The sequence below is a fragment of the Bradyrhizobium sp. S3.3.6 genome, assembly GCF_040546905.1.
Classification (GTDB): domain Bacteria; phylum Pseudomonadota; class Alphaproteobacteria; order Rhizobiales; family Xanthobacteraceae; genus Bradyrhizobium; species Bradyrhizobium cytisi.
This window is the reverse complement of sequence record NZ_JBEPOT010000001.1, coordinates 205,039-217,441: the sequence shown is the minus strand read 5'-3', so window position 1 is coordinate 217,441 and position 12,403 is coordinate 205,039. Positions and strand designations below refer to the sequence as shown.

General features: G+C 57.3%; 10 protein-coding genes and 1 pseudogene. 2 read left to right on the top strand and 9 right to left on the bottom strand.

Annotated features, from left to right (window positions below; translation table 11 throughout):
- Positions 1-3 precede the first annotated feature (3 nt).
- The gene (locus tag ABID59_RS37375; RefSeq protein ID WP_502916768.1) at positions 4-204 is read left to right on the top strand and encodes a hypothetical protein; all 201 of its coding nucleotides are present in this window, start codon (positions 4-6) and stop codon (positions 202-204) included.
- 93 nt (positions 205-297) lie between these two features.
- On the opposite strand, the pseudogene ABID59_RS01015 reads toward ABID59_RS37375, so the two are convergent.
- From ABID59_RS01015 to ABID59_RS01005, 3 genes and pseudogenes are all read right to left on the bottom strand, one after another.
- Positions 298-1,380 (bottom strand): annotated as a pseudogene (locus ABID59_RS01015) (recombinase family protein); the annotation flags it as partial.
- A complete protein-coding gene (locus ABID59_RS01010; protein WP_354032223.1) occupies positions 1,289-1,495 on the bottom strand; it encodes a hypothetical protein in 207 nt (68 codons plus the stop codon). The pseudogene ABID59_RS01015 and the gene ABID59_RS01010, both read right to left, overlap by 92 nt.
- A 618-nt stretch (positions 1,496-2,113) precedes the next feature.
- Positions 2,114-3,628 carry a T6SS phospholipase effector Tle1-like catalytic domain-containing protein gene (locus tag ABID59_RS01005; RefSeq protein WP_354082170.1) on the bottom strand — a complete coding sequence of 505 codons (1,515 nt, stop codon included), beginning with the start codon at positions 3,626-3,628 and terminating at the stop codon, positions 2,114-2,116.
- 179 nt (positions 3,629-3,807) lie between these two features.
- Between ABID59_RS01005 and ABID59_RS01000 the strand changes: the two genes are divergently transcribed.
- Positions 3,808-4,005 (top strand): hypothetical protein, encoded by a 198-nt coding sequence (locus ABID59_RS01000; RefSeq protein WP_354082169.1) that lies wholly within the window; start codon positions 3,808-3,810, stop codon positions 4,003-4,005.
- A gap of 496 nt (positions 4,006-4,501) precedes the next feature.
- Here ABID59_RS01000 and ABID59_RS00995 read toward each other — a convergent pair whose 3' ends face one another.
- The 6 genes from ABID59_RS00995 to ABID59_RS00970 all read right to left on the bottom strand — a co-directional run bounded on the left by ABID59_RS00995 (position 4,502) and on the right by ABID59_RS00970 (position 12,292).
- A complete protein-coding gene (locus ABID59_RS00995) occupies positions 4,502-5,374 on the bottom strand; it encodes a DUF3800 domain-containing protein (RefSeq protein ID WP_354082168.1) in 873 nt (290 codons plus the stop codon).
- 72 nt (positions 5,375-5,446) lie between these two features.
- Positions 5,447-7,393, bottom strand: coding sequence for a hypothetical protein (locus ABID59_RS00990; protein ID WP_354082167.1), 1,947 nt, complete (start codon positions 7,391-7,393; stop codon positions 5,447-5,449).
- Between the two features lie 8 nt (positions 7,394-7,401).
- Positions 7,402-9,357, bottom strand: coding sequence for a DUF7380 domain-containing protein (locus ABID59_RS00985; RefSeq protein WP_354082567.1), 1,956 nt, complete (start codon positions 9,355-9,357; stop codon positions 7,402-7,404).
- Positions 9,358-9,508: 151 nt separating this feature from the next.
- Positions 9,509-10,573, bottom strand: a complete 1,065-nt coding sequence (locus ABID59_RS00980) for a CBASS cGAMP-activated phospholipase (RefSeq protein ID WP_354082166.1) — start codon at positions 10,571-10,573, stop codon at positions 9,509-9,511.
- Complete coding sequence (locus ABID59_RS00975; protein WP_354082165.1) at positions 10,560-11,039, bottom strand: type II CBASS E2 protein; 480 nt, start codon at positions 11,037-11,039, stop codon at positions 10,560-10,562. The genes ABID59_RS00980 and ABID59_RS00975 overlap by 14 nt, the downstream gene beginning before the upstream one ends.
- Positions 11,036-12,292: a nucleotidyltransferase domain-containing protein gene (locus tag ABID59_RS00970; protein WP_354082164.1), complete on the bottom strand. Its 1,257-nt coding sequence runs from the start codon at positions 12,290-12,292 to the stop codon at positions 11,036-11,038. Before ABID59_RS00970 ends, ABID59_RS00975 begins: the two co-directional genes overlap by 4 nt.
- Positions 12,293-12,403: the final 111 nt, after the last annotated feature.

Sequence of the window (12,403 nt, the reverse complement as noted above, 5' to 3'; positions counted from 1 at the left end):
CGGATGCAGCGCGACTTCTTTTGGGATAGTTGGTTCGTTCTGCAGCGCTTGGATTATCCGCTTTCGTTCGGCATCCAAAGCAGTCGACCGTGGTCCGAGAACAGAGGGATCGCCGTGCCCTTTTGCGATCGCATCTACCAGTCGTTCGATTTCCCTGTTGATTTGACCAAGCTGCTGCTCAAGGCGTTGCCGTTTTGCATTTGATGTTGCCGTGAGGCGCTTCCGCTCCTCGAGATATGTCCTTACGTACTCCGCAATAACCTTCGGCGCGCGCAATTCGGCCTTCAGTCCGCTGAGAACCGCACTTTCGACGGTGTCCAAATAGAAAGTCTTGGCATCAGGACACATGCCGCTCTCGGTCGCAGCCGAGCAGCGAATGCGAACACGCCCCGATTTGTCCCGCCCATTCGTTGCCATGCCCGAGCCGCATGAACCGCAGCGGAGCAAGCCAGACAGCATTCGACGGGGACGACGTTGATGACTCGGATGCGTGCAACTGCGCTCCTGTTTGCGCTGCTGAGCAGCCCTGAACAATTCTGAATCGATAATTGCAAGATGGGGCACTTCGGCTACCTGCCAATCACTCCTTGCATTTGGTCGCGACAGTCGCTTTCCCGTGTCAGGGTCTTTCACCATCCTAACTTTGTTCCAGACGAGACGGCCGACATAGAGCTCGTTCTGCAAAATTCCGGCAGCTCTCTCACGATTGCCGTTGATGGTTGATGCATTCCATGCGCGTCCTCGCGGAGCAGAAACCCTTTCCTTATTCAAATCGTGGGCAATTTCGCGAGGCGTTCGGCCACTCACGTATTCCTGGAAGATGCGTCGGATGACTTGTGCTTCGGCCTCGAGGATCACACGTTCACCGCTTCTTCCCGCGACTGCGGCGTATCCGTACGTCAGGCCGCCGCCGGCCAAACCTTGCTTGACCCGTCCCGCTAGACCGCGACGCACTTTGTGCGCGTTGTCCTCACGATAGAGTTGCCCGACCAGACCGCGAAGGCCAACCAGTACGGTGTTAACGACGCCTTCGTGTACCGCTCGGATCTCGATTCCGAGAAAAGAGAGCCGTTTATGGATACCGGCGAGGTCTTCCATGTCGCGAGAAAGGCGATCGAGCGCCTCGACGACCACTACGTCAAAGGATTCCTCTCGCGCGTGATCCAACATCCGCAGAAGGCCTTCGCGTCCCATGATCGACCCGCCCGAACGTGCACGATCTTCGTAGGTGCGGATAACAGTTAAGCCCTCGCGCTCAGCGTAGGTTCGACAAAGTGAAAGCTGATCTTCAATCGAACGCTCGTTCTGAAGATCCGTCGAAAACCGAGCATAAATCGTTGCCCTTCTCCCCTTCGTTTCGATTGGCGAGTTCTCTTTCATGATCTTCCCTCGCGGCCAGACGGGCAAGTACGCGCGCGAGGCGTAAGATCGCCTCGTCTGGATTTGTCTGCAAGGGCAATTTTCGATTCACATCGGCAGTCATCTCGAGCATCATGCTCGGGCGCCCCTTGAGCGGAAAGGCGACTATGCGTTCGGCGCGGAATCGGATGCTGGAGCGAAGTAAAAGGGATGAGCTCGTAAGAGCGTCGAGGGCCGGAGAAGTCGGTGGCGACATCCCTACAGGCAGCTCTCGGCGATCTTGCAAACCCAGGGAAACGCCGGCACCGTCACAAGCACTCTCTTTTGGTCGATTCACGCTTGGCGCCAGTTCGCTATGAACGGCTGACTATCGATAAGCTCGCTTGCCATCCTCGTGATTGAATCGACCGTCCGTCACGATTCAGTCGGACCACACTGGTGCCGACGCGGCTCGCTGGCTTAACGAGCCGGAAATGTCATCCCCGAAGGTCTCGCTGACTCTCCTGACGAAGCAGCTGACTCTTAATCAGCGGGTCCCAGGTTCGAGCCCTGGTGCGCCCACCAAATAAATCAAGACCTTAGCCAGAGAAACCGTTTGAGAAGGCCGAACTAAAACGGTTTTTCAAACGGTGTTTTTGACGGCCGGGCGGCGAGTGCACTCTCGGCATTGTGATGTGCTCTCCTCGTCTCCGCGGAGGCCAAAGGCGTCTCGAAGGCCGCCCGACAGAACTGCTTCCTCAATGTTGTATCTGGGTCAGAGCCGCCCGACATGGCCGGCATCTTCCCACTTCTGTTCAATGTCATCGGCGACGCATTGGGGCAGCCGCGCCGCGCTCCCATCGAAGTAATGCTTGAAGTCGACGTGGACCCTCATGTTGTCCGGGCGGTAGGCCGCCATGCGGTCGTAGAGGAGAACCGATCCAGCCTCGAAGCGCCGATAGACCGATTTGTGCATCGGTGATCTCGATTCTTCTGTCTCGGGGTCGATCGGCAGGTCACGAACCCCGGCCTTGAGGAAGCCTCCCGCCTGCTCATTGTGCTGGGGACCCGCGGGATTGGGCGACAGCCGTAGCACATTGCCGTCGTGTTTCAGGCCGCCCGGGATGAGCGAAGCTCCGGCGAGCAGCCAGTTCAGCGCCACATCCGACAAGCGGGCCTCGTTCTCAAGATAGCCGCCGCCGACATCAGCATGCACGCCCGGAAACCAGACCTGTTCGAAGTAGAGATTACCGCGTGCGTCGCGTTCGTCCTGCTTCTCGGCCGTGGGCGACCAGCCGACACGTTTGAAGTCGGCGCGGTTCTCGTCGATCGAGATCGCATGTTTGGCGTAGCCGACATTCGGATTCAGCGTTGTGTCATAGAATTTGTGCTTCGGCGGGGCGAAATGCACCGTCAGGAGGCGCTTCAAGAACCCGTAGCCGGGCAAGAATGGCGCGATCTTGAGATAGTTCATGAGAAAAACGATCAGAGCGGTGGCGACGCCGAGGTAACTCAGAATCCAAGCGGCCCATCCCGCCCACGGAAAGACCGGCTGCAGGAAGCCGCCGAGCCAGTGCAGCCCGATTAGTAGCGGAATGCCGGAGGTCACGAGCGCCGTGCCGAGATATTTGTGCCCGAGTGCGGCGACCGTATCGAACACGCCGATGAAGTATGGAAACACGTTCGCCCGCTCGGCGCCGTTGATGGTGGTTGTGCTACCGTACTGCTGTCTGAATTGAGCGGCGATTGCGTCTCGAGTCTTCAGCAGAAACTGCCGGTATCCAAGAATCTTGCGCGAGTAGGATGGGCAGAATTGATAAACATCCTTGACGGCATGCTCGGCCAGCTTGTGGATGCTCTTTGGATCACGGCGCAGGGGCGAGCCATCCGGCATATGCTGCGGGACGCCGCAATAGGTCATGACGCCGGCAACGGATCGGACCGTGTAGGCCCCTCGGCTGAATCCGATCAGAAAGACGCGGTCGCCTTCCTCATAAAGGGCAATGATCGCGGCGTAGCAGTCAACGATGTTCCGAGTGATTCCGAGGCCCGTCGCCATGCTGGCGAGATTGTACAGCCACCGCATCCAGCCAATCTTGAAATGACCGCCATCGGACGCAGAACCGAGACCGGCATCGTAGAAAGCGACCTGTTCGGATGGTTCGACCTTCGTGTCCGGGCCGACGCGGCAGGCGCGGTAGAGCTTGTAAACGTTCGTCCGCGCTTCGTCGAAATTGATGCCGCCGGCCTGGCCTGTGCCGTCGGAAAAGATCACAATATTCTTCGACATTCACACCATCCCCCAAAGTGCGCCAAAAGCCAATCTATATCACAGATTGCGTGAGCCCAACTGTGAGCTGACCCACTTGCGTAGAGCGCGCCCGGACCAGGATATAGAGTCAACTGATCGAGAGTTGCGCCTCAATGCGGCTGTGCTAGTACGCCCACTCTCGAATCGAGGAGCTAAAAGTGGCGAAGAACGCAAAGAAGTCGGCTACAAAGAAGATTGTGCGTCGTGAATACTCAAAGGCTGACGTGAAAGAGCTGCGCGCTCATTCGAAAGCAAAGACGCCCGTTGCAAAAATCGCGAAGCTCACAAAGCGCTCCGAAGGCTCACTCCGCCAAAAGGCCCTCAAGCTCGGAATCCGGCTCGGTCACCAGCGCTAGAGGCGGCATTATGACACTCTTCAATAGAGCGTTCTCGACCAGAACGCTGTTGCAAATCATCTGCGTTCTCGTCGCTGTTGTCGCAATGAAGTTGTTGAGCGCTCACTACGACTTCAGCTGGGCAACTGCAATTGGCGGTTGACCAGAGGAATATCCTGGAAGGCTGAGCAGAAAAGAAGCCCATCTAGTGGCGAGCTATCACGCGGCGTTCAAGCCTACGGCGTAATGGCGCCTTCAAGGCCGCAGGGTAAGAGAGGCTAGTCTAGTCGAAAATCGAGGGCGAACGATTTCCTGATGTGTGCGGCACGCCTTCCAACCAGCGACCAGACCGTTATGAGCGGCCGAATATTAGCTGCCGTCGTTGATTTTGCTGCGTTTCTGTTTGATTTCGATCGCGTTTGCGGTGGTTCGTTCAGGTTGTTTCTGGTGCGAAACTGGTGCGGCGGCAGCCGCTGTCGCTTTTGGCGGCAATCAAACTTCGCGGCAATCGGCCTGTCTATTTGTCGTCCGCGCCTTCGGGATAATAAATGCCTGGCCCTCTGATTTTTGATGGATCTATCCCAGCATCCTGAAGCCGCTTGATCTCGCTTTTCAGAACCTTCCACTGGCCTTTCGATTGAAGGAGCGGCAAACCGGGAAGTTTGCTGTGATGGCCGGCCCATCGGCGCATCATGTCGTCGGGAATTTCTTGAACGAGATGGACGTCCTTGTTGATTAAGCTATTGGTCAAGCCCACTCTGCTTCCTGTTTCGTGCTCACGCCGGATATGCCAGGCCAGCAAATCTGCCGCCTGTAACGGCGCATAGGCGTCGTCACGATCGCTCTTAAAATGTGGGTCGCCGCTTATGAGACGTTGCGCCTCGATCGGCAGATCTTTCCTTAGTGCAGAGAAGAAAAGCCCAATATCAGCATCGACGCCCTGTTGCTCATCGAAAATAAACTCGATCGGAGTGTTCATGCCTTGTTGAGCCGCAAATTGGGCCAGTCCAGCGACCACAGCGAAACACAGGGTGAAATGGGGACGTCCCAATCCGTAGGGAGAAGCCGGCTTCAGTTCGTCCTCGAAGACTTGGCGGTTGAGGGAAAACTCAAATGAGATTGGCCGAAAATGGTCAATGATGGCCGCAAGCTTGTTGACCTTCGCATTCCTCAGGGCTTCGTCCCAGCGCGTGTGATCGAATTGCCCGGTGAGATGATTGGCCTCGGAAGCCTTGAAATATTCAATGGCAGGCCAGGAGCGCAGTTCCGCGCGCCAGATCTCGGAAAAGCGCGTCCACACTTCGGTGCGATGCAGGTAGCCAGTCAGAAACAATCGACGGTCGCCCGTCTGGGCTGCTGAGTCGTCGGCGAATGCTTGCAAGACCGCCAAATCTGGACTCCCTGTGATATCTGGCGCCGATTTGCTGGAAGCAATACAGAGGCGTACTTAAGAAGCCGACGATCAGCGAGCCCAAGGCACACGCCGAGCAACGCTCTGCGGCGGTTGGTTCCCTGTCTTAGGGGCACTATGTCGCGCGATGTGAGCGCCGAGAGCCTTTTTCATTCCCGATGTCACGCGCTCATACTGGCTGAGCATCGTGCCTGACGCGGGAGCCGCGCAGAACACGCTGATGGCCTTTTCACCGAGAATGAGGCTATTTCGCACTTGCTGCATCAGCCCATTCCAGGCGTTCACGTCAGTCGTCGGCCATTGGTCGATATAGCTATCTATCGTGTCGGTGACTCCCTGGAGCGAATCATAAAACGCAACCAGCAAGGTCGCGTCCTTTGCCGGCAACTCGCGAAACTGGGATGCGTCGGGATAAAGCACGGGTCGCGGCGGCTTGAGCGACGCCCAGCTGTCTCCTGGCAACGGTTGTTTGGTCGAGGTGCAAATGAAGTTTACCGTTATTCGTTCCAGCGTCCGGATCTGTTGCCGAAAGATACGAGCGAGCTCGGGCGCGAAGAATTCGTGCAGCGCAAGATCTTTTTCGGGAGGCGCTGCGGGTGCTGCTTGATAGAGCCTAAAATCAGTCGTCACGGTTCGCACCGACGGCATCGCGTTCCAGCCGACGTCGGTGTTGATGAAAACCTCAGCGGCTCCCGGTGCACTGCCGCCGTAGACGCGAAGCAGCATTTTGGTCGGATCGGCCGGGATTAAGTAGTTTCGACCGTTCTCATCGAACAGAAACCACTCGTTAGCGCGCTGAGCCGAACGAAAGGCGAGCGGAACGATGGCCTGCTGCCCGGCAAATATCGCAAACGGACCACGCTCGCCATTCCTAATCTGCTCGTCTGTTCGCAGCGTCAACGGCATGGGCATGCCATCCGGCGTCGCGCGACTGAGTTCGGTCATTTCCACGACGCAGCGGTCGAATTCACGCCGACTGGTATTCGTAACGACTAGGCAGCAGACCGGCTGGTAATCGCCTATTCTTGAGCCTAGGTATTTGATGCCCACCGCGATCTCCGCCGATGGTGGCGGGGCGCCGGCTGCGGTAAGCCATGCCTGAGCCTGATCGGCATCGACGTGAAGATCGCGAAAAATCTGCCCCTTCCATTCGCCCGGGCTGCTCCCAAGCTTCGTTGTGAACAGGTCGTAGTTGTCGACTTGCGCGAGCGCGGTCGGATCGAATTCAAATGTAGCGAAATGTTCCTTCGGGATTTCGACAAGCGCCTCCGTGTCCAGGGCTTGTCCGAAGTCGGCCACATAGCGCCGACCCCAGAACTTGATCGTCCCATCGACTGCGGCTTGCCGGAGGCGGACCGCGAAAGTCCACCAGTCGTTATCGCCGATCGTCGCCGAATGAACGTCGCTGCACCATCCGGCTGCGGTTGCCCATTCGCGCAATTCGGTCAAAGGAACCCGCTTTGATGGGGGAGGCGCGAGGGAGCCGAGGCAAGCGCGAAGGGCATCAGTAAGTTTGTTCGTCAGGGCCTTTCGTTGCCCGGCGCGGACCTCTTGTGTTGAGCCTTCCGGGAGATCGTAAGTCATAGGCCAACGCACGTGCTGCAAATCGAAGGGCAGCGTTTCGTGCGAGGGCTTTCCGTGGGCGATATTCATGACGCAGATGATGCGTTCGTAAGAGAGGCTCCGAAGCGCCCAGCCGTACTCGATCAATACATTTGGATTCGGTGAAGGGCGCCCATCGGGTCGCTTCGCCACAAATGTCATGTCGGCGACGAAAATCTTGGCCGCATCTATCTTTCTAAAGATAGTTTCGACAACAGGCGGTTGGCCCGCGACGCCTTGGGTGTCACTATCGACCGCAAGATCACGATGGGCTTCGGCTATCGACGCATCCTGCCCCAGTTTGGCGCAGGCGTCTTCAAGCGCCTTCCGCACAAAATTGCGCCCAACGTCGTTTGGTGTATCGGTTTGCCAGGAGAAAAAGACCGTTGCAGCCATAGCAGCCATCACGTCGCTTCAGGGGTTGGTGCGTTTGCATCATCTTGCGGCAGGTCGTATGGAATCGTCAGCTGGGTCCTTACCGGAAATAGCGGCAACATGCATAAGTGAAAAGCGAGCCAGCAGCCGTAAATCGCGTCCGCGCCGTAGGCCGCCCCGTCGGGCAACAGGCCGTGCGCCAGCGAATGCCTCAGATGAGGGCCTGATTTCTTAAGAAAGACGTTCTCGATGTCGGTCGTGATCGAACGACCAAAAATCGAATACAGTTCCGGTCGCATTTGCTCAAACAGCACAGAAATCGTTCGATCCTGTTGCGTCATCGTGGCGTCGTCGAAATTCGTCACGTCATGACCGTGGCTTTTCAGAACGTGGCGTAGAGAGTTTTCGATCAAGGGGGTCAGGATATAGAGGCCGCTGACGAAATCGCCTTGGAAGAACCTTAAGAATCCGCGGCTGTAAGTGGCGACCGCGTCCCTTGGGACAAACGCGCTGTACAGCAGCAGGGATACAAAAACGTCGTCCAAAAGGTAGTGCTCGGCTGCAATGGCTAGTCTTGCGGTCTCGATCTTCCCCGCTGCAACGACGTGACGGCGGACGCGCTCATCTTCCGCAATTTGCCGCTCGATCGCGGACGCATTCTCGGCATCGCCGAATCCGGCACCCTCGCTGCGATGAATGACCTTACCTTCACCGTCATGGTGCGTGGCCGCAAACAGCGAGGCCAGCGGATGCTCCCGGATCGATTTGGCCGCGGTGTCTGTCAATTTAGCAGGATCGGGAGACCGTTCCAGCGCCGCGAAGACAAATAACTTGTCCCGCAGGCTGAGCCTTTGCTGTATCTCTTGCTGCACCAGATTCACGATCTCTTCGAGATTGATCGGTATCGTGAAGGGTGACATCTCATCGGCGATTCCCGATTGGACGTCGACGAGGCGATGGCGCAATTCCTTGCGGCGTTCCTTCTTGCCAGGAACGCCATGAAGTTCAGCAATAGCCTCTGAAAGCAAGCTGGCCGCCAGCATTGCGAGCGGCTGTTGTTCGGCCATCCGAGCGAGTTGCTCCGCAGCTTCCGCCTGAGAGCGGCGCTGATCGCTGTCCTTCTTGCCGAGATGAAAAGCGCGCGATGCCAACCGCCGGAGATTGACGATGGTGTGCCCGTCAGTGTCCGAGGCCAGGCCTGGAATAAGAGACTCGACACTTGAGCCGATCTCGGCCGGCTCCGAAACGCCAAAATCCAAATCTAGATGGGAGAACCACAACACAGGGATCGGCGACCGCTGTTCAAGCGACCTTTTCCGAAGGTCGGCGACAAGGTCTCGCGCTGCCGCGCCGGCAGACGGGTCTATCCCTCTCCCCCGGGCAATGGAGAGGGCCCGGCGCAGCAGATCGCGCGCCTCGTGCTTAAGCGCGCCTTTCTCGCTATCGAACCGAAATCTAAGCGCGCCGGCGGCGACCTTTTTCACGATCTCGACATAGGCAGAAATGGCGGCCGTGCCGAGTTGCACACGTTTCCGGTCGAGCAACCAGCAAATGTCAGCAAGACGCGCGCGCAGTACCGGGTGCTTCGCATGAGTCGCTATCTCGGCAAGCACGTCGAGCGGTTCTCCGCGAAAGTCGACAGGCGCCGCCGACCTCCGCCCGTCAGCCCAAGCGACCATAGGACCGAAGGGCTCATTTGGTTCTTTGGCCTTGAGATGCATCCCCATCACGGCCGTCAGCATGCTGAAGACGCGGGCGGCTGGCGTCTCGGGATCGGTGGGAACAGCACTATATATCGCAGCCCGAAACTGCTGGCCGAGCTCATCACTGTCGGCAGATTGCGATCCAACGATTGGCGCCTCGATGTCGAGGCCGAAAAGATCCGTCAAAGATGCGCGCAGCCAGACCGGCGAACCTTGAGGCTCGCTTACGGCGGCCGAGTCATCCGCGACGATTTTTTCTTCCGCATCTTCTGTTGTGTTCATCATGTCGGCCCAAAAAGAACGAAATTCGCACCTGACTCTTCAACCGGCGGCAAAGCCCAGCTGTGCCTATGATTTCAGCCTCTTACATCATGCACGAAAATGGCGAAATTCGCTTAGCGGAGGCTATAGCGGAGATGACCAATCACGTGCGTTATGTTGCGGCTTTTGACGCAGCATTATCGGATGCACGGGGACCATGATACGCCTTGTACGGATCGGCCTTCTCCAGCAGGAAGCGATCTCGGATCATCTGGCCATGTGCGTCCACTAGTTGCGCAGCGATCGGCGGCAACAGTTCTTGCGCGCGATCGTAGTCGTCGAGGCCAATGGGGTTGTCCGGCATCGGAGGAGCATTCAGCCGTACCAGTTGATCTCGCCCAATGAGCAGCCCCGCTTGCCCGGTCGCATTTTGGCTCTGTAGGTGCATCGCCGAGGAAATGATCTCGTACCAGTCGATGACCCCGCCGTGTAAAATCTGGTTTTCTGAGAAGCGAATTTCGGTGTCGCCTGTCCCCAGCGATAGGATGTGCACTTGGCGGCGTTCGAGCTGATAACAGATCAGAGCATCAACGAGCCCAATCATCACGGGATTGTTGGCCCAGACACCGCCATCTGCAAAGAAACGGCCGCCATTTTTATAAACTGGGAAATAGGCCGGTGCTGCGGCGGTGGCCATCGCAATGGTGAGGAGCTGCTCCTTCCAGTCCATTCGATAATCGAAATGATGCGGTGTCTTGAAGACATTGACCTCGGTGAACCCATCGAACGATGGAACGCATAGACGCCGCTCTGCCTCGCCCAGCGTCTTTTCTTGAAAGACGGATTTGAGAAGGCCCTCAAGGATCTTCGGCTCATACCGATAGTGCTGTAGCGCTTGCAGAAACCGCCAGCGTTTTCGTATCTTGAAAATGTCCCAACGCACCGGCGGGAAAACCTTGTCTCCATGGTCGACGTACAAGTCGAGAATGGATTGGGCAGTCTTTCCGATTGAGAGACCCAAGGCGATAATGCCGCCGGTGGACGTCCCGGTTATCAGATCAAAGTAATTGCCGGCTGACTGACCACCAAGGTAACGCTTTTCTAATTCCGCGAGAATGGCGGCAGGCAAGACGCCACGGATGCCGCCGCCGTCAATCGACAAGATGCGGAATGGCTTTCCTTCGGGCCAGGGCAGTTGCTCCCGCAAACCCTGAAGAGTGCCGCTAGATCGCTTCAAGTTCTTTGGCTCCATCGACGACCGGAGTCAGGTGACGACCGCCACCTCGCCATTTCTTTGTGACGAGCCAGCCTTCGTAGAAATAGAGCCACTCGTTGGCCCAAAAAATCGTCGTGTCGGCGATGAGGTCGTCCATGCTCCATTCACGAAGCGAGGGACTGAACAAGCACAGATAGGGAAGTGTTGGGTCGATCTCGCTTCGATAGACGTGCGGGATCGGCCCTTCTTCGTAATCCAGATGGCGCTCCAGTTTTGGCTTGAGCACCTGAACTTTTGGTTGGACGTCGCGCAGGCTATAGTCTTCCAGCACCATCGGTATGCGGTAGCGAACGCGAACAAGATGCTCGCGCTTGTCTGGCGCTAAAATTCCTTCCCAAGTGGCGCTCTGGTCGTATTGCTCAGTCAGCTTGAAATCGGGCCACTGGAAGGCCATGGCCTCGATTTGCTGCTGGATCGATTTAGTCATTCCTTCAGCGTGCCTCCGCCTTCGCGAGTGGCCGCACGGACGGGCGAAGTTCGCAAGCCGGCGGCTACCGCAGGCGCTGCAACTGATGCCGCGATCTTGCCATGCCGTCCAGCGTGAAGCTGCCCGGCTTCCATCTCATGGCGCTGTGCGTCAAGATGGCTCTCGATCGCGTAAGCGGCTGCGGTCTCGCCGAACAGCTTTTTCAAGAGTTCGCTCTTCTCTGCCATGCTCAGCACTTCATTGCGCAGGCGATATAGCTCAGCGATGAGGCGCCGAAGATCAGCATCATACATGTCCTGTGCTTGTTCATTCTCCGGCCAGCGGTCGGTGAAGACATCGGGATGATAAGCTGGATTTCGAACCTCGACTGTTCGACGAGCGCCAAACTTCTGCTGCAATCGAACGCGGATGGTGTTGGCGACGCTGATCGCCTCGTCAATGAGGCTGGTCTTTACGGGACCTGCATCTAGAGAGATTGCTGCCAGCACGACCGAAGGCGGCTTGCGCATTCCACTGCGAGTACTCGACCGAAAGGCGATATCGCGATTGCGCTTGATCAACTGCAGCGCGACAACGCGCGGCGATTTCTCTTCGATGGGGACATGTTCGGGCATCGGCTGCGTCTCAGCCTTGATTTCAAGCGTTCCCTCGACGAGGAGGCGCCGGCCCCTGAATGAGTCATAAAAGGCCTGATCGAATTCGACGCGCTTGTTGAAGTCGTCCGCGAATGCCCACGGGTTGACCGCCTTATGAAAACTCTCGCCCGACTCCTTCTTGAAGTGGAAAAGGTTGCCTGCGCGATCTGGCTCTCCCGCGAGGCGGGCGACCGGCATGAGATCAACAGTCGTGCCGTCCTCGTACTTGACCGTGATGCAGCGGCTGTTCTGCGTCACCATGCCATGATAGCGGCTGCTGGGCGATCCATTGATGGCTTCGAACAACAACCCGAGCATGGTCTTGGGCTCGGAGTGCGGATGGACGTCTAGCTCAATGACGACGTCGACATCATGCTGATTTTTCGCAACCCTCGAAGCGATAGCAGTTCCAGTGGCAAAGCTGCCGCTCGGATAGCATTCGAGCACCTTCTTGTGGAGCGGACTGCCCTCCCGGTCGACATGACCACAGAGGGCGCGGAAGTTTGTTTTCGCGGTTTCGTGTTTAGTTGGGCTCAATTGAATTCGACGAGCGACGTCCATTAGGAGGGCGTCGGCTTGAGAGATCTGGGCCCACGGCCCAGGAAAGGGAGCGTTCATGACCAATCCTCGTGAGTTCCCGGGTTCGGGGTTTGTTCCCACATAGGCGGGCCGTAATGTTTGAACAAGACTGCGCCAATTTGTTTCTTTCTCTCGCGTTGCCTTGACTTT